This is a genomic window from Variovorax paradoxus, assembly GCA_016806145.1.
Lineage (GTDB): Bacteria > Pseudomonadota > Gammaproteobacteria > Burkholderiales > Burkholderiaceae_C > Variovorax.
Genome location: CP063166.1, coordinates 4,816,894 through 4,833,910 on the forward strand (window position 1 = coordinate 4,816,894; position 17,017 = coordinate 4,833,910).

The window sequence follows — 17,017 nt, forward strand, 5'->3', positions numbered from 1 at the left end:
AGCAAGCGCTACGCCCCGAAGCGCCGCGGATCGAACGGCGCCAGCGCGATCTCCGACGCCAGCCCCGCCATCGCTTGCGCCGCCAGCCGCCCGGTGCGCGCCGAGCCGCACAGTCCCACGTGCCCATGGCCGAAGGCCAGCACCACGTCGGCGCTGCCGGCGGCGGGGCCGATGCAGGGCAGGCCGTCGGGCAGGCTCGGGCGATGGCCGAGCCAGCGCTGCAGCTCGGCCCCTTCGGGCGGCGCGTCGGCGAGCGCGGGAAACATCGAGCGCAGATGCTCGCGCAGGATCTCGGCGCGGCGCCAGTCGGGCGCGGCCTCGAGCCCCGCGATCTCGACCTGGCCGGCGGCGCGCAGGCCGCCGTTCATCCAGTGCGCGATGAGCTTGCCGTCGGCCACCATCACCGGCGTGCGCGGGCCCACCGCCGCCTTCGGCAGCACGACGTGATAGCCACGCTCCGATTCCAGCGGCACCGGCGAACCGGCCGCGGCGGCCAGGGCACCCGAGCGCGCGCCGGCGCAGACCGCGGCGGTGTCGCAGGCGATCTCGCCGGCTTCGGTGCGCACGGCGCGCAGCCGGCCGTCCTCGATGCGGAAACCGGTGGCGCGCGCGGCCACGCGTTCGGCGCCGAGCGCACGCGCATGCGCGGCCAGCGCCGCCACGTAGGCGCCGGGGTCGCGGCAGTGGCCGGCCTCGCCGACGTGGATGCCGAGCGTGTAGCGCGCATCGAGGTCGGGCTCTTGCCGGCGCAGTTCGTCGGCATCCCATTCGCTCCATTGCACGCCGGTGCGCGCGCGCACGCGCCAGGCCAGCGCATCGCCCTCGAACTCGGCGCGCGAACGGTAGGCATGCAGCAGGCCGCGCTGCTCGATCAGTTGCGGCACGCCGGCCTCGGTCGCCAGCCGTGCATGCAGCGCGGGTGCGTCGACCAGCAAGCTGCGCAGCGCGTCGGCGATGCGCTGCACGCGCGCCTCGGTGGCGCCCGAGGCCAGGTAGCGCAGCAGCCACGGCAGCGCGCGCGGCAGGTAGGGCCAGCGCACCGCGAGCGGGCCGAGCGGATCGGCCAGCCAGCCCGGCACCTTGCGCCACGCACCGGGCAGCGCGGGCGGCACCACCGAATGCGAGGAGAGCCAGCCCGCGTTGCCGTAGCTGGTGGCCTGCGGCGCACCGGGCTCGCCCGGCTCGACCACCGTGACGCGCAGGCCCGCGCGCAAGGCCTCGATGGCGGTGGCGCTGCCGACGGCGCCCGCGCCGATCACCACCGCATGGCGCCGCGCGCCGGACTGGAAACCACTTCTTTCAACTGTCATGGCGCCCATCGTAGGGGCCGCGCGGCATGGTTCCATAATCGGCCGCCATGTCCGCCACGCCTTCCCCCGCTTCCCTCTCCTCTTCCGACGGTGCCATCACCGACGTCGCCGGCATCGAGGTCGGCCACTTCTCCGACACCCGCCGGCCCACCGGCTGCACCGTGATCATCGCGCGCGAAGGCGCGGTGGCCGGCGTGGACGTGCGCGGCGCCGCGCCCGGAACGCGCGAGACCGACCTGCTCGCGCCCGGCAACCTGGTGCAGCAGGTGCACGCCGTGATGCTCGCGGGCGGCAGCGCCTGGGGCCTGGCCGCGGCCGAGGGCGCGATGCGCTGGCTCGAGGAGCGCGGCGTGGGCATGGACGTGCGCTTCGGCACCTTGCCGATCGTGCCCGCCGCTGTGCTGTTCGACCTGCCGATGGGCGATGCCCGCATCCGGCCCGATGCCGCGGCCGGCTATGCCGCCTGCGAGGCCGCGGGCCGCGACGCGCCGGCCGAGGGCAACGTGGGCGCCGGCACCGGCGCGCTGGTGGGCAAGCTGTTCGGCGTGCAGCGCGCGATGAAGGGCGGCATCGGCACCGCCTCGGTCACGGTCGGCGGCGTCACGGTCGGCGCGCTGATCGCTGTCAATTCGCTCGGCGACGTGATCGATCCCGACACCGCGCTGCCCGTGGCCGGCGCGCGCACCGAGGACGGCCGCGCGCTGCTCGACACGCGCCGCGCCCTGCTGCGCGGCGAGCTGCCCAAGCCGCTCCTGGCCGGCACCAACACCACCATCGGCGTGATCGCCACCGACGCGGTGCTGACCAAGGTGCAGGCCAACCGGCTCGCGACCGTGGCGCACGACGGCCTGGCGCGCGCCATCAATCCCGTGCACACCATGAGCGACGGCGACACCCTGTTCGCGCTCGCCACCGGCCGCGTGCCGCTGGCGGCCGACGGCCCGGGCATGACGGTGCTCAGCGCGATGGCGGCCGAGGTCGCCGCGCGCGCCACCCTGCGCGCGGTGCTGGCGGCGCGCTCGGTGACGGTCGGCGAGCTGCACATCCCCTCGGCCGCCGAGCTCGGCACCGCGCCGCGCTGACCCCACGAGCGAGACACCATGGCCTTCCCGAGAACCCTCAAGCTGATCCTGCTGTCGATCCGCGACCTGATCGCCTCCGCCGGCCCGATCCTGTTCCTCGTGATCGGCCTGTTGATCGCCGCCTACTGGTGGCTGCAGCCGCAGCCGCCCAAGCAGGTCACGCTGGCCACCGGCCCCACGGGCAGCGCCTACGCGCAGTTCGGCAAGCGCTATGCCGAGTCGCTGAAGCTCAGCGGCATCGAGGTCACGCTCAAGCCGACCTCGGGCTCGTCGGAAAACCTCGAGCTGCTGCGCAAGGGCGAGGCCGACGTGGGCTTCGTGCGCGGCGGCAGCGCCGACCCGGTGGCCGACGAGGAGGCCGGGCTCAGTTCGCTCGGCAGCCTGTTCTTCGAGCCGATCTGGCTGTTCTACCGGCCCGACGCGATCACGCGCGCGCCCGACAGCGTGATCGCGCAGCAGGCGGCGGAGGCCGAGAAGGCGAAGAAGGCGGCCAAGGCAGCCGCGAAGGGTCGCCACGGCGCCGAGCGCAAGAAGGCAGCGGCACCGCAACCCGCCGTGCCCCCCGCGCCGATCCCGCTGACCTCGCTGACGCAACTGCGCGGCCTGCGCGTCAACGTCGACATGCCCGGCAGCGGCCTGCCCGAACTCATGGGCCGGCTGCTCGAGGCCAACCGACTCGCGCCCGATGCGCTGCTGCTGTCGAACCTCGAGCAGTCCGCGGCCGCCGAGGCGCTGCAGGCCGGGCTGCTCGATGCGATCGTGCTGTCGTCGGCGCCGCAGTCGCCGCAGGTGCAGCGGCTTCTGCGCGCGAACGACATCCGGCTCATGGACTTCGTGCAGGCCGATGCGTACACGCGGCGCTTCCCCTTCCTCTCGGCCGTGAGCCTGCCGCGCGGCGTGGTCGACCTCTCGAAGGACCTGCCGGCCGGCGACGTGTCGCTGCTCGCGGCCACCACCTCGCTGCTGTCGCGAGAGGACACCCATCCGGCGCTGCGCCAGCTGTTCGCGCAGGCCGCGCAACACCTGCACGGCGGCGCCGGCTGGTTCAACCGGCCGCGCGACTTCCCGAACACGCGCACCAGCGAACTGCCCGTGAGCCCCGAGGGCGACCGCGCCATCAACGGCACGCCGCCGTTCTGGCAGCGCTACCTGCCGTTCTGGGCCAGCAACCTGATCGAGCGCATGTGGCTGGTGCTCGGCGGCCTGCTGGTGCTGATGCTGCCGTTGAGCCGCGTGGTGCCGCCGCTCTACCAGTTCCGCGTGCGCCGCCGGGTGTTCCGCTGGTATGCGCGGCTGCGCGACATCGAGGGCAAGGTCGACGGCCAGCGCGGCGATCCGGCCGAGCTCACGAAGGAGCTCGACGAGCTCGACCGCGTGGTCAACCGCGTGGCGGTGCCGCTGTCGTACGCCGACGAGCTCTATGCGCTGCGCAACAACATCTATGCGGTGCGCAAGCGGGCGCTGGCGCGCGGCGCCGGTGCGCCGGCCGGGCCCGCGATGCCACCGTCGCCACCGCTCTCGCCTTCGCCCTCCGCACCGCGCTGACCGGCACGCGGCGCGCTGGCGCCCGTGCCTTCTCCACAGACTCCATCGTGTCCACCCTGATCGATTTCGCCGACCCGCGCACCGATGGCGCGCAGCGGCTGCGCCTGGCGTTCGGCGCCCCTTCCCGCGTGCTCGTGGCGCGCAGCCTGTCCGAAGTGCGGCCCGTGCTCGCGCAGGCCGAGGCGCTGGCGCGCGCGGGCCACTGGTGCGTGGGCTACCTGCGCTACGAGGCGGCCGCGGCCTTCGATGCCGCGTTCGAGACGCATGCGGGCGACGGCGGGCCGCTGACCTGGTTCGGGGTGCACGACGAGGCCCTGCCCTGGCCCGAGGAAGTGCCGCCCGCGAGCCCGCCGATCGCCTGGCGCGACAGCCTCTCGCGCGCCGACTTCGATCGGCAGATGCAAGCTATCCACGCGGCGATTGCCGCCGGCGGTCTCTACCAGATCAACCACACGGCACCGCTGCTCGGCGACCATGCCGGCGACCCGCTGGCCCTGTTCGCCGCGCTGCGACTCAACCAGCCCGCGGGCTACGCGGCCTTCATCGACAGCGGCGAGGAACAGGTGCTGTCGCTGTCGCCCGAGCTGTTCTTCGACTGGCACGGCGAGCGCATCCTCGCGCGCCCGATGAAGGGCACCGCGCCGCGCGGCGCCACGCCGGCCGAGGACGAGGCCCAGGCACAGCGGCTTCGCAGCGTGCCGAAGGAGCGGGCCGAGAACGTGATGATCGTGGACCTGCTGCGCAACGACCTGTCGCGCATCGCGCAACCGTTCTCGGTGCGCGTGCCGCGGCTGTTCCATACCGAAGCGCTGCCCACCGTGTGGCAGATGACCTCGGACGTGGAGGCGGCGGTTCGGCCCGGCACCTCGCTGGTCGACGTGTTCGATGCGCTGTTCCCCTGCGGCTCGGTCACGGGCGCGCCCAAGGTGGCGGCGATGCGGCTGATCCGGGAGCTCGAGCAGGCGCCGCGCGGCGTGTACTGCGGCGCGGTCGGCGTGCTGCGGCCGGGCGGGCATGCGACCTTCAACGTGCCGATCCGCACCGTGACCCTGCGCGATGGCCAGGCGCGTTGCGGCATCGGCAGCGGCATCACGGCCGATGCCACGCCCGACGCCGAATGGGCCGAGTGGGGCCACAAGCGGGCCTTCCTGGGCGCGGCCGCAGTCGCCGAGGCGCCCGGCTTCGAACTGCTCGAAACGCTGGCGCTGGTCGACGGCACGCTGCGCGATGCGCCGCTGCACATCGAACGCATGGCCGGCGCGGCCGCCCACTTCGGCTTCGCCTGGGATGCCGCACGCGTCGAGGCAGCGCTGCGGTCGCTGCGCGATGCGCATGCCGAAGGCAGCTGGCGCGTGCGCCTGCTGCTCGATGCGCGAGGCCTGCCACGCGTCGAAGCGTTTGAAATGGGCGCTGCACCCAAGCGCGTGAAGCTGCAGCTGGCCGACCGCCCCTTCGACGAGGCGCACAGCGAGTTCACGCGCTTCAAGACCACGCGCCGCGCACACTACGAGGCCTTCGCGCCGACCCTGCCCGAGGCCTTCGACACGCTGCTGTGGAACCCCGAGGGCGAACTCACCGAATGCACGCGCGGCAACATCGCGCTGCGCCTGGACGATGGCCGCTGGGTCACGCCGCCGCTGCGCTGCGGCCTGCTGCCCGGCATCGGGCGCGCACAGCGGCTGGCCGAGGGCTCGCTGGTCGAGCAGACGGTGCGGCGCGACCAGCTCTCGCGCGTGACCGCGTTGGCCTTCGTCAACAGCCTGCGCGGCTGGATCGAGGCGGAACTCGTCCCCTGAATCGCCGCATCGGAGGAAGATGCGAAAAGCGCTTGACTTGGAGCGCGCTCCAACTTCGAGAATTCCCCCATGGAAAGCAACCTGAGCATCGCGGAAGTGGCACGGCGCACCGGCCTCACGGCCCACACGCTGCGCTACTACGAACGCATCGGCCTGATAGCAGCCGTGTCGCGCGCGCCGGGCGGCCAGCGCCGCTATGCCGCCGCCGACATGGAATGGCTTGCTTTCCTGTTGCGCCTGCGCGAGACCGGCATGCCCATCCAGGGCATGCAGGCCTTCGCCGGGCTTCGCAGTCAGGGGGACGCGAGCATCGGCGAACGCCGCGCGATGCTCGAATCGCATCTCGCCGAGGTGCGCTCGAAGGTGGAGGCGCTGCAGCAATCGATACAGGCGCTGGCGCAAAAGATCGAGCACTACCGCGGAATCGAGGCCCGGCGTCCCTCTTCATCGGGCATCGCCCCGGCTTCAACGAAGAGGAAGAAACATGCAGCACCCAATCCATCCGACGACGACCAGCCAGCCGACCGGCGAGCGCTACGCGCGCGGCCTCGCGAAACTGCGGCAGATCGACGGTGAGGGCGGCATCAAGGTCGTCGAAGGCCTGGCCGACATCGCGCCCGACTTCGCGCGCCTCTTGATCGAGTTCCCGTTCGGCGACGTCTATTCGCGCCCCGGCCTCGACCTGCGCTCGCGCGAGATCGCGGTGGTGGCCGCGCTCACCGCCATGGGCAATGCCGCGCCGCAGCTCAGGGTACACATCCAGGGCGCGCTCAACGTCGGCGTGACGCGCGAGGAAGTGATCGAGGTGATCATGCAGATGGCGGTCTACGCGGGCTTCCCCGCCGCGCTCAACGGCCTGAGTGCCGCGCGCGAGGTGTTCGCGGCCGACGATGAAAAAAGCGCGCGGCCCCTTGCGGAACCGCGCGCCCTGGTCGAGCCGGCCTGAGGGCCGGCACGGGCCTTACTTGAGGGCCTTGAAGCGCACGCGCTTGGGCTTGGCGCCCTCTTCGCCCAGGCGCTTCTTCTTGTCGGCTTCGTACTCCTGGTAGTTGCCGTCGAAGAACACCCATTGCGAATCGCCTTCGGCGGCCAGGATGTGGGTCGCGATGCGGTCGAGGAACCAGCGGTCATGGCTGATCACCAGCACGGTGCCCGCGTACTCGAGCAGCGCGTCTTCGAGCGCGCGCAGCGTTTCCACGTCCAGGTCGTTCGAGGGTTCGTCCAGCAGCAGCACGTTGCCGCCCTGGATCAGCGTCTTGGCCAGGTGCAGCCGGCCGCGTTCACCGCCCGACAGGTTGCCGACCTTCTTCTGCTGGTCCTGGCCGTTGAAGTTGAAGCGGCCCGCGTAGGCGCGGCTGGCCATCTGGAACTTGCCGACGTTGATGATGTCCAGGCCGTTCGAGATGTCTTCCCACACGGTCTTGTTGTTGGCCAGTTCGTCGCGGTGCTGGTCGACGAAGGCCATCTTCACGGTCTGGCCCACCACCACTTCGCCGCTGTCGGGCTGTTCCTTGCCGGCGATCAGCTTGAACAGCGTGGACTTGCCGGCGCCGTTCGGGCCGATGATGCCGACGATGGCACCCGCGGGGATGTTGAAGTTCAGCTTGTCGATCAGCAGGCGGTCGCCGAAGCTCTTGCTCACGTCCTTGAACTCGATCACCTGGCTGCCCAGGCGCTCGGCCACCGGAATGAAGATCTCCTGCGTTTCGTTGCGCTTCTGGTATTCGACGTCGCTCAGCTCCTCGAAGCGGGCCAGGCGCGACTTGCTCTTGGCCTGGCGGGCCTTCGGGTTCTGGCGCGACCATTCCAGTTCCTTCTTCAGGGCCTTGGCGTGGGCTTCCTCGCTCTTCTGCTCCTGCGCCAGGCGTTCGCCCTTCTGCTCGAGCCAGGTGCTGTAGTTGCCCTTCCATGGGATGCCGCGGCCGCGGTCCAGTTCGAGGATCCACTCGGCGGCGTTGTCGAGGAAGTAGCGGTCATGGGTGATGGCCACCACGGTGCCCGTGAAGCGCTGCAGGAACACTTCGAGCCACTCGACCGATTCGGCGTCCAGGTGGTTGGTGGGTTCGTCGAGCAGCAGCATGTCGGGCTTGGACAAGAGCAGCTTGCACAGCGCCACGCGGCGCTTCTCGCCGCCCGACAGCAGGCCGATCTTGGCATCCCACGGCGGCAGGCGCAGCGCGTCGGCCGCGATCTCGATCTGGTGCTCGGAATCGGTGCCGGCGGCGGAAATCACCGCCTCGAGCTCGCCCTGCTCGGCCGCCAGCGCGTCGAAGTCGGCGCCTTCCTCGGCGTAGGCGGCATAGATCTCCTCGAGGCGCGCCTTGGCGGCGTTGACCTCGCCCATGGCCTCGTCGATCGCGTTGCGCACAGTGTGCTCGGGATTGAGCTTGGGCTCCTGCTCGAGATAGCCGATCGACAGGCCGGCCATCGGAATGGCTTCGCCCTCGATCTCCTTGTCGACGCCGGCCATGATCTTGAGCAGCGAGGACTTGCCCGAGCCGTTCAGGCCGAGCACGCCGATCTTGGCGCCGGGAAAGAAGGACAACGAGATGTCTTTCAAGATCTGCCGCTTGGGCGGCACGGTCTTGGAGACTCTGTTCATGGTGTAGACGTACTGGGCCATCTTCTGTGTAGGACTGCTGATTGCTGAGGTGGCGAAAGCCGGAAAAAGCCGAAATCCCCTGGAGGAAGCCCCTGGAAGACGGCGGCAGGCCCGGCGCGCGGAATCGCGGAAACGGAGCGCGAAAAGCAGTGATTATCGACTCATGCGACAATCGCCACCGTGCCGGGTCCAGTTGCCCGCACACCGGCTCTCTGCCGGGGACGAAGAAAACCCTTCCGCAAGTCGGTTTTTCGGGCTCCCACTCCTGACCTTCATCAGCCTTGACTGGCTCGCGTCACAAGAACGAAAGACGCCGAGCGGGCCGATGTCACCGCGCCGTGTATGGCGCTTGTTGTTTCACACAATGACTTTTGATGAACTGAAGTTGGCTCCGGCCATCTTGAAGGCCGTGCACGAGCAGGGCTACGAGACCCCCACCCCGATCCAGGCCCAGGCCATTCCGGCCGTCCTCGAGGGCCACGACCTCCTCGGCGGCGCCCAGACCGGCACCGGCAAGACCGCCGCCTTCACCCTGCCGATGCTGCACAAGCTCACCATGAGCCGCAGCGCCACCAACAAGTTCGGCGGCATCGGCATCCGCGCCCTGGTGCTCACGCCCACCCGCGAACTCGCGGCGCAGGTCGAGGAATCGGTGCGCGACTACGGCAAGTACCTGCAGCTCGGCTCGACCGTGATCTTCGGCGGCGTGGGCATGAACCCGCAGATCGACCGCCTCAAGCGCGGCGTCGACATCCTGGTGGCCACCCCCGGCCGCCTGCTCGACCTGCAGCAGCAGGGCATGCTCGACCTGTCGACCGTGCAGATCCTGGTGCTCGACGAAGCCGACCGCATGCTCGACATGGGCTTCATCCACGACGTGAAGAAGGTGCTGGCGCTGATGCCGGCCCAGAAGCAGAGCCTGCTGTTCTCGGCCACCTTCAGCGACGAGATCCGCGAACTGGCCAACGGCCTGCTGCGCAACCCGCAGAGCATCCAGGTCACGCCGCGCAACACCACGGTGCAGCGCATCACGCAGGTGGTCCACCCCGTGGGCCGCGGCAAGAAGAAGGCACTGCTCGCGCACATCATCAACGAGCACCAGTGGAGCCAGGTGCTGGTGTTCACCCGCACCAAGTTCGGCGCCAACAGCGTGGCCGAATTCCTCACCAAGAACGGCATCGAGGCGATGGCGCTGCACGGCAACAAGAGCCAGAGCGCGCGCACCCAGGCGCTGGCCGGCTTCAAGAGCGGCGACATCCGCGCGCTGGTGGCCACCGACATCGCGGCCCGCGGCATCGACATCGATGAGCTGCCGCACGTCGTGAACTACGAGATCCCCAACGTCAGCGAAGACTACGTGCACCGCATCGGCCGCACCGGCCGCGCCGGTTCGAGCGGCGAGGCCGTGAGCTTCGTCTGCCTCGACGAGGAAGGCTTCATGCAGGAGATCGAGCGCTTCACCAAGCAGACGATCCCCGTGCAGGTCATCGAGGGCTTCGGTCCGGAAGAAGGCGAACGCGCCGAGCCCATCGCCATGGGCCGCCAGACCATCTGGGGCGGCGCCGGCCGTCCGCCGAGCCGCGAAGTCATGCAGGCGGCCGCCAAGGCCGCGCGCAGCGAGATGATGCAGCGCATCCGCGACAACAAGGCCGGCCAGGGCGGCGGCGGCGGTGGTGGCGGCAATGGCCAGCGCCGCGCCGGTGGCGGCGGCCAGGGCCAAGGCCAGGGCCGCGCTGCCAATGGCGGCGGCCAGCAGGGCCCGCGCGGCCAGGGCCAGGGTCCGGGCAATCGCGCGCCGCAAGGCCGCGCCCCGCAAGCCCAGCCGCGTCCGCATCACCATGCGGCGCATCCGCAGAACCATCAGCCGCACGACGAGCGCCAGCCGCGCCATCACGGCAACAGCCACAGCCCGACCCAGGCCAACCAGGTCGCACACCTGCGCGCCGAGGCGATCGCCGGCGCGGCCGGCCAGCCCGATCCGCTGCGCACCAGCGTCGACCACATGGGTGGCGGCCGCGGACGCGGTGGCCGCTCGGGCGGCGGTGGCGGCTACGGTGGCGGCAACCGTTCGGGCGGCGGTGGCCGTTCGGGTGGCGGCGGCTACGGTGGCGGCGGTGGCCGCTCGGGCGGCGGCGGCAGTGGCCGTTCGTTCGGCCGCTGAGGCGCGACGCACACGGAACACAGGGCGCTTCGGCGCCCTTTTTCATGTCCGCATGGTGCCGGAACACCTTCCGGACACAATCGTCTCCATGCAGTACATCCCGCCGAACTTCGCCACCCTTTTCGTGGCCACCTGCAACCTGCTCAATCTCGCGAACCCGCACCGCGTGTACTACGAGAACCAGGACGCCTACAACGAGCGCGAGTACGAACGCAAGATCGACTGGCTCGGCGAGCGCTTCCATGCGCTCAATGCCGACGTGCTCGCGGTGCAGGAGGTCTGGGACGAGGCGGCGCTGAAGGCCGCGATCCACCGCAGCGGCCTGCGCTACGACTTCGTGGCCGTGCCAGGCGCCGAGAACTCACCCGCGCAGCCCGGCCTGCCGCCGCGCCCCGGCGCGCAGGGCACGCCGCGCGTGGGCATCGCCACGCGGCTCAAGGTCGACCGCATCCAGTCCTTCGTCGATTTCCGGCCGGGCTTCGGCGTCGAGGTGCCGGGCCTCGGGCCGCACACCCGCTTCGAGCGGCCGCCGCTGCTGGCCACGCTGCGCATGAAGCACGGCCAGGCGGTGCACGTGCTGACGGTGCACCTGAAGTCGAAGCGGCCCAAGTTCCTGCAGGACGCGCAGGGCAACCACCTCGAGGACCGCGACGACCGCAAGGTGGGCGCAATGGCCTCGCTGCGCTCGCTGCTGATGCGCGGCGCCGAGGCCGCGGCCCTGCGCTGCATCGTGATCGACCTGCTGCAGGGCACCAACGTGCCGCTGGTGGTGATGGGCGACTTCAACGACAACCCGCACAGCGTGACCACCCAGCTCGTGGCCGCGACTTCCGAGGTGGCCTACGACAAGGCGGCGCGCGACGTGGCGCTGTTCAATGCCTACGAGATGCAGGGCGAGGCCGCGCTCAAGAAGGACGTGGCCTATTCGCACGTGCACCAGGGCTACCCGGAGGTGCTCGACCAGATCCTGGTGAGCGAGGAGTTCATCGCGGGCAGCCGCCACAGCCTGGGCGACGTGCGGCGCGTGGACTACTTCAACGACCACCTGCACGAAGGGCGCGACCGCTCGCGCTCGGACCACGGGTTCGTGCGGGCGCTGCTGCGGTTGCGGACGGACTGAATACGGGATCGGGGTCCGGACGCAGAGGACGCGAAGATTTCGCGAAGAACGCAAAAGAACAGCCAAAGAATTTTTGATTTTCTTTTTTGCGTCTTTCGCGAAACCTTCGCGCCCTCTGCGTTCGGCTGTCCGCCCCCGCTTTCAGACCTTCGAGATCCGCACCATCGCATCCGCGCGCTTGTGCAGGTCGGGCAGCAGCTCGAGCCCCAGCCCCGGCTTGTCGTTGAGGCTGATCATGCCGTTCTCGACCTTCGGCAGCTCGGTCACCAGGCCCTGGTACCAGCCCGTGAAGAAGGCGCGCACGCTCTCCTGGATCAGCGCATTGGGCGCATGCAGGCTCAGGTGGGTCGACGCGGCCCACACCACCGGGCCGGTGCAGTCGTGCGGCGCCACCGGCAGCTGCCAGGCATCGGCCATGGCCGCGATCTTGCGCGCCTCGGTGAGGCCGCCGCACCAGCTCAGGTCGAGCATCGCGACGCCGGCCACGCCGGTCTGCAGGTAGTCCTTGAAGCCCCACTTGTAGCTCAGCGTCTCGCTGGCGCAGACCAGCGCCTTGCAGTCGACGGCGTACTGCTTGAGCAGGTCGAGGCTGTCCATGCGGATCGCGTCCTCGTGCCAGAAGGTGTCGAACTCCTGCAGCGCGCGCGCGATCTTCTGCGCCATCGGCAGCCGCCAGAGGCTGTGGAATTCGACCATGATGTCCATGCGCTTGCCGACCGCGCCGCGGATCTTGCGGAAGGGCTCGAGCGCCGCGTCGAGGTCGGCGTTGCTGATGTACTGGCCGTGGCTGCGCTCGGCCGCCGGATCGAAGGGCCAGATCTTCATCGCCGTGATGCCCTCCGACAGCAGCGACTCGGCCAGCTCGTCGGCATGGTGCAGGAAGCCCTGCAGGTCCTCGTAGGGCCCGGCCGCGTTGCCGATGCCCCAGTTGGAACTGGTCTGGTTGGCGGCGCTGCGGATGTACTGGTAGCCCGCGCAGGTGTTGTAGATGCGGATTGCGTCGCGGCTCTTGCCGCCGAGCGCCGTGTGCACCGGCATGTTGGCGGCCTTGCCGAACAGGTCCCACAGCGCGATGTCCACGGCCGAGTTGCCGCGCGTCTCCACGCCCGACCCGCGCCAGCCCAGGTAGCCCGTGAGGTCGCGGTTGCGCGCCTCGATCGCCAGCGGGTCGGTGCCCAGCAGCTTGTGGGCGCCCCACTCGTGCAGGTAGGCCTCGACCGCCTCGGCGCCCATGAAGGTCTCGCCGAGGCCGACCAGGCCTTCGTCGGTGTGCAGGCGCACCCAGAGGATGTTGGGGAATTCGCCGAGGCGGATGGTTTCGAGCTGCGTGATCTTCATGTCAGTCATCCATGGCCCCCAGAGGGCACGAAATGGCGAATGGGTTCGAAAGCGGGAACGAACTTCCGAACGCAGAGGACGCGAAGGATTCGCGAAGCTCGCAAAAGGGAGACAAGAAAAATTTTGAGTTTCTCTTTCGCGCCCTTTGCGAAATCTTCGCGTCCTCTGCGTCCGGCTGCCCGTGTTTCAGCTCAACCGCCGCGCGCCTTCTTCAGCGCGTCCATCACCACGTTGACGGCCTCGGGGCCGATCGCCGGCACGTTCTTGTCGTACACCGGCTTCACCTTGTCGAGCATGCGCTTCTGCTCGGCCGGCGAGACCTCGTTGACCGTCATCGTCTTCTTGAGGCTCGCGAGCGACTTCTCGTTGAGCGCGCGGTTGGCGGCGCGCTCCACCTTCTGGCCCTCGATCGCGGCCTCGCGCAGCACCGCCTGCTCCTCGGGCTTGAGCTGGTCCCAGAGCTTCTTGCTGTAGAGCACCAGGAACGGCGTGTACGCATGGCGCGTCACGCTCAGGTACTTCTGCACCTCGCTGAACTTCGAGGTCTCGATGGTCACGAAGGGGTTCTCCTGGCCATCGATGGTGCGCGTCTCGAGCGCGGTGAAGATCTCGCCGAAGGCCATCGGCACGGCGTTGGTGCCCAGCGTCTTGAACGAGTCGAGGAAGATGTTGTTCTGCATCACGCGCACCTTGATGCCCTCGAGGTCCTCGACCTTGGCCACCGGCCGCTTGCTGTTGGTGAGGTTGCGAAAGCCGTTCTCCCAGTAGGCCAGGTTCACCAGCCCCGCGGCCTCGAGCTTCTTGTTGAAGTACTCGCCGGCCGGGCCGTCGAGCACCGCGTCGGCCTCCTTCTCGTTGTTGAACAGGAACGGCAGGTCGAACACGCCGAGTTCCTTCACGATGCCCACCAGCGGCGAGGACGAGGTGCACACCATCTCCTGCGTGCCCGCGCGCAGCGCCTGCGTGGCCGGCAGGTCGCCGCCGGCCGCGCCGCCCCAGAAGGCGACGATCTTCATCTTGCCGCCGGTCTTGGCGGCCAGCACCTCCTGCATCTTCTTCACGCCCAGGCCCACCGGATGGTCCTCGTTCACGCCGTTGGTGAACTTGATGGTGCGTTCGGCGAACTGGGCGAAGGCCGGCGTGGCCGCCATCAGGGCCGCGGCGGTCGCTGCCGCCATGAGGGTTCTGCGCTGGATCATGGTCTGTGTCTCCTACTTCTTGGGTGATGAACGAACGGACGGGAAACTCTGCGAAACGCCCTCAGCGCGCCAGCCACCACGACAGCGGCACGGTGACGATCTGCGGGAAGAACACCAGCGCGAACAGCACGATGAGCTGCGCGATCAGGAAGGGCATCACGCCCTTGAAGGCATCGTCCATGGTGATGCGCGCCACGCCGCACACCACGTTGAGCACGGTGCCCACCGGCGGCGTGATCAAGCCGATGGCGTTGTTCATGATGAACAGCACGCCGAAGTACACCGGGTCGATGCCGGCCTTGAGCACCACCGGCATCAGCACCGGCGTGAGGATCAGCACCGTGGGCGTGAAGTCGAGCGCGGTGCCCACGATCACGATCAGCACCATCATCATCAGCATCAGCAGCGTCTTGTTGCCCATGAAGGGCTCGAGCATCCGCGTGACCTCGCCCGGGATGTCGGCCACCGTGATCAGCCAGGCGCTGACCATGGCGGCGGCCACCAGGAACATCACGACCGCGGTGGTCTTGCCGGCCGCGAGCGTGAGGCGGTAGAGCATCGAGGGCTTGAGCTCGCGGTAGACGAACATGCCGACCACGAACGAGTACACGGCCGCCACCACGGCTGCCTCGGTCGGCGTGAAGATGCCGAACTTCATGCCGCCGATGATCACCACCGGCAGCGCGAGCGCGAGGCTGCCGCGCGCGGTGATCGCCAGCCGCTCGCCGAAGGGCACGCGCGGCGCGGCCTGCACCTTGTCGCGGCGCGCCACGATCCACCAGGCGATGCCGATCGCCACGCCCATCAGGATGCCCGGCACGATGCCGGCGAGAAAGAGCTTGGTGATCGAGACGTTGCCCGCCACGCCGAACACGATGAAGCCGATCGACGGCGGGATCACCGGCGCGATGATGCCGCCCGCGGCGATCAGGCCGGTCGAGCGGTTGGTGTCGTAGCCCGCGCGGTTCATCATCGGGATCAGCAGCGCAGCGAGCGCCGCCGTGTCGGCCACGGCCGAGCCCGAGATCGAGGCCATGATGATCGCGGCCACCACCGCCACGTAGCCCAGGCCGCCGCGGAAATGGCCGACCCAGGCCATCGCCATGTCGACGATGCGCCGGCTCAGTCCGCCGGCCGTCATGAACTCGCCGGCCAGCAGGAAGAAGGGCACGGCCAGCAGCGGGAAGTTGTCGGCGCCGTCGACGAAGCGCTGCGCGATGATCTGGCTGTCGAAGGCCGGCAGGCCGCCGGTGTAGGCCAGCCAGCCCATGAGCGAGACGCCGCAGACCAGCAGCGCGTAGGCAATCGGCATGCCGATCGCCATGGCGGCGAGCAGCGAGACGATGAAGACCGTGACCGTCATCGCGCACCTCCCGCGGTGCCCGAAGCGTTAGCGGGGGCGGCGACGGGCTCGTGCGCCACGTCCTCCGACTCCATCACCTGCACCAGCTCCTCGTCGGAGACGCGGCCGGTGGCCAGGCGCCACAGCTTGTTGAGGTTGATGATGCCCATCACCACCGACACCACGTAGCCGATGCCGTAGACCCAGATCATCGAGATGCCGACCACCGGCGAGACGTTGGTGCGCTGCAGCTCGTGCATCTCGAAGGTGCCCATGAAGAACAGCACGTTGCAGAACAGCATGAGCAGCTGGTTGAGCACGAAGCAGATGGTCTTGCCCAGCCGCGGCAGGCGGCGGATCAGCGTGTCGACGCCGAGGTGCGCGCCGTCGCGCATCGCGACCATGGCGCCGATGTAGGTGAGCCAGATGAAGCAGTAGCGCGACATCTCGTCGGACACCGTGATGCCCGAATTGAAGCCATAGCGCAGCACCACGTTGCCGAACACCATGACGACCATCGCCACCATGCATGCGACCACGAGGAATTCCAGCACCCGGAAGAATCCGTCGATCAACCTCTTCATTCGATGTCTCCTGTTGCCCTTGTGTTGTTGTTCGCTTGTTCCGTCGTTGCGCGGCTGCGCGCGGCCTCCTGCCGCCTCGTCGCCTTCGCCTGCTAGAGCGCGAAGGCCTTGAGCTGGGTCGCGGGCCGGCTGATGCGCGGGATCTTGCGGCGCGAGGCCAGCACGGTCTCGATGTCCTGGCGCGCGCCGTCGATCAGCACCAGCACCGCCTTCTCGGCGCGTGCCGGGTTGCGCGCGATCACCGCGTCGAGCACCGCGCGGTGCAGCGGCAGCGAGCTCGCGGGACCGTTCTTGCGCGTGGTCGATATCTCGAAGCTGGTGCGCAGCAGCGCGCCCAGCGCGCGGCTCATCTGCACCAGCATGCGGTTGTGGCTGGAGCGGATCAGCCCCTGGTGGAAGCGCAGGTCGGGCGTGATGTAGTCGCCGCCGAACTCGATGGCCTGCTTCATGCCGGCGTAGGCCTCCTCCATGTCGGCGATGTCCTCGGGCGTGGCGCGCGAGGCGGCCAGCGCCACCGCGGCCGGCTCGACCACGCGGCGCAGGTCCTGCAAATCGCGCAGGAACTCGATCGACAGGCCGGCCTGCGTCTGCCACACGATGACGTCGGCATCGAACCAGTTCCACTGGTCGGGCGGCTGCACGCGCGTGCCCACCTTGGGGCCGGTGGTGACCAGGCCCTTGGCGATCAGCGACTTGATGGATTCGCGCACCACGGTGCGGCTCACGCCGAGCTCCTCGCACAGGATCGGCTCGGGCGGGATCGCGGCGCCGGGCGCGTAGCGGCCCGCGACGATGTCGCTGCCGAGCCGATCGACCGTGTTGCCGTGGACGTTCTTGATCATGCGAAGCCGTTGGTTGTGCGACGCGGCCAAGGCCGCCCGGCGCGCCCCGCTCGCTCGGAAACCCTGAGCGCCCCGCCAGGACAGCGCGCTTATCAT

The 17,017-nt window shown here is 69.5% G+C and carries 14 protein-coding genes; 7 read left to right on the forward strand and 7 right to left on the reverse strand.

Annotation, left to right across the window (positions count from 1 at the left end):
• Positions 1-8: 8 nt before the first annotated feature.
• Positions 9-1,310: an FAD-dependent oxidoreductase gene (locus INQ48_22555; protein QRF56131.1), complete on the reverse strand. Its 1,302-nt coding sequence runs from the start codon at positions 1,308-1,310 to the stop codon at positions 9-11.
• Positions 1,311-1,357: 47 nt separating this feature from the next.
• Here INQ48_22555 and INQ48_22560 point away from each other — a divergent pair, with 47 nt between their 5' ends.
• The 5 genes from INQ48_22560 (at position 1,358) to INQ48_22580 (ending at position 6,679) form a co-directional block, all read left to right on the forward strand.
• The gene (locus INQ48_22560; protein QRF56132.1) at positions 1,358-2,392 is read left to right on the forward strand and encodes a P1 family peptidase; all 1,035 of its coding nucleotides are present in this window, start codon (positions 1,358-1,360) and stop codon (positions 2,390-2,392) included.
• Between the two features lie 18 nt (positions 2,393-2,410).
• Complete coding sequence (locus INQ48_22565; GenBank protein ID QRF56133.1) at positions 2,411-3,937, forward strand: C4-dicarboxylate ABC transporter substrate-binding protein; 1,527 nt, start codon at positions 2,411-2,413, stop codon at positions 3,935-3,937.
• A gap of 47 nt (positions 3,938-3,984) precedes the next feature.
• The gene (gene pabB / locus INQ48_22570; protein ID QRF56134.1) at positions 3,985-5,733 is read left to right on the forward strand and encodes an aminodeoxychorismate synthase component I; all 1,749 of its coding nucleotides are present in this window, start codon (positions 3,985-3,987) and stop codon (positions 5,731-5,733) included.
• Positions 5,734-5,802: 69 nt separating this feature from the next.
• Positions 5,803-6,309 carry a MerR family transcriptional regulator gene (locus tag INQ48_22575; protein ID QRF56135.1) on the forward strand — a complete coding sequence of 169 codons (507 nt, stop codon included), beginning with the start codon at positions 5,803-5,805 and terminating at the stop codon, positions 6,307-6,309.
• Positions 6,218-6,679: a carboxymuconolactone decarboxylase family protein gene (locus tag INQ48_22580; GenBank protein QRF56136.1), complete on the forward strand. Its 462-nt coding sequence runs from the start codon at positions 6,218-6,220 to the stop codon at positions 6,677-6,679. Before INQ48_22575 ends, INQ48_22580 begins: the two co-directional genes overlap by 92 nt.
• Positions 6,680-6,694: 15 nt before the next feature.
• Here the strand turns inward: INQ48_22580 and ettA are convergent, their stop codons facing one another.
• Positions 6,695-8,356 carry an energy-dependent translational throttle protein EttA gene (gene ettA / locus INQ48_22585; protein ID QRF56137.1) on the reverse strand — a complete coding sequence of 554 codons (1,662 nt, stop codon included), beginning with the start codon at positions 8,354-8,356 and terminating at the stop codon, positions 6,695-6,697.
• A gap of 343 nt (positions 8,357-8,699) precedes the next feature.
• On the opposite strand from ettA, the gene INQ48_22590 reads away from it, so the two are divergent.
• Positions 8,700-10,496 carry a DEAD/DEAH box helicase gene (locus tag INQ48_22590; protein QRF56138.1) on the forward strand — a complete coding sequence of 599 codons (1,797 nt, stop codon included), beginning with the start codon at positions 8,700-8,702 and terminating at the stop codon, positions 10,494-10,496.
• Between the two features lie 88 nt (positions 10,497-10,584).
• On the forward strand, positions 10,585-11,616 hold the full coding sequence (locus tag INQ48_22595; GenBank protein QRF56139.1) for an endonuclease/exonuclease/phosphatase family protein: 1,032 nt from the start codon (positions 10,585-10,587) through the stop codon (positions 11,614-11,616).
• A 141-nt stretch (positions 11,617-11,757) separates the two neighbouring features.
• Here INQ48_22595 and INQ48_22600 read toward each other — a convergent pair whose 3' ends face one another.
• The 5 genes from INQ48_22600 to INQ48_22620 form a co-directional block, all read right to left on the reverse strand.
• On the reverse strand, positions 11,758-12,954 hold the full coding sequence (locus INQ48_22600) for a mandelate racemase/muconate lactonizing enzyme family protein (GenBank protein QRF56140.1): 1,197 nt from the start codon (positions 12,952-12,954) through the stop codon (positions 11,758-11,760).
• Between the two features lie 191 nt (positions 12,955-13,145).
• Positions 13,146-14,153, reverse strand: a complete 1,008-nt coding sequence (locus INQ48_22605; protein QRF56141.1) for a TRAP transporter substrate-binding protein — start codon at positions 14,151-14,153, stop codon at positions 13,146-13,148.
• A gap of 61 nt (positions 14,154-14,214) precedes the next feature.
• A complete protein-coding gene (locus tag INQ48_22610; GenBank protein QRF56142.1) occupies positions 14,215-15,516 on the reverse strand; it encodes a TRAP transporter large permease subunit in 1,302 nt (433 codons plus the stop codon).
• Entirely contained in the window at positions 15,513-16,079 is a 567-nt protein-coding gene (locus INQ48_22615; protein QRF56143.1) for a TRAP transporter small permease, read from the reverse strand. Before INQ48_22615 ends, INQ48_22610 begins: the two co-directional genes overlap by 4 nt.
• 92 nt (positions 16,080-16,171) lie before the next feature.
• A complete protein-coding gene (locus tag INQ48_22620) occupies positions 16,172-16,921 on the reverse strand; it encodes a FadR family transcriptional regulator (GenBank protein ID QRF56144.1) in 750 nt (249 codons plus the stop codon).
• Positions 16,922-17,017: the final 96 nt, after the last annotated feature.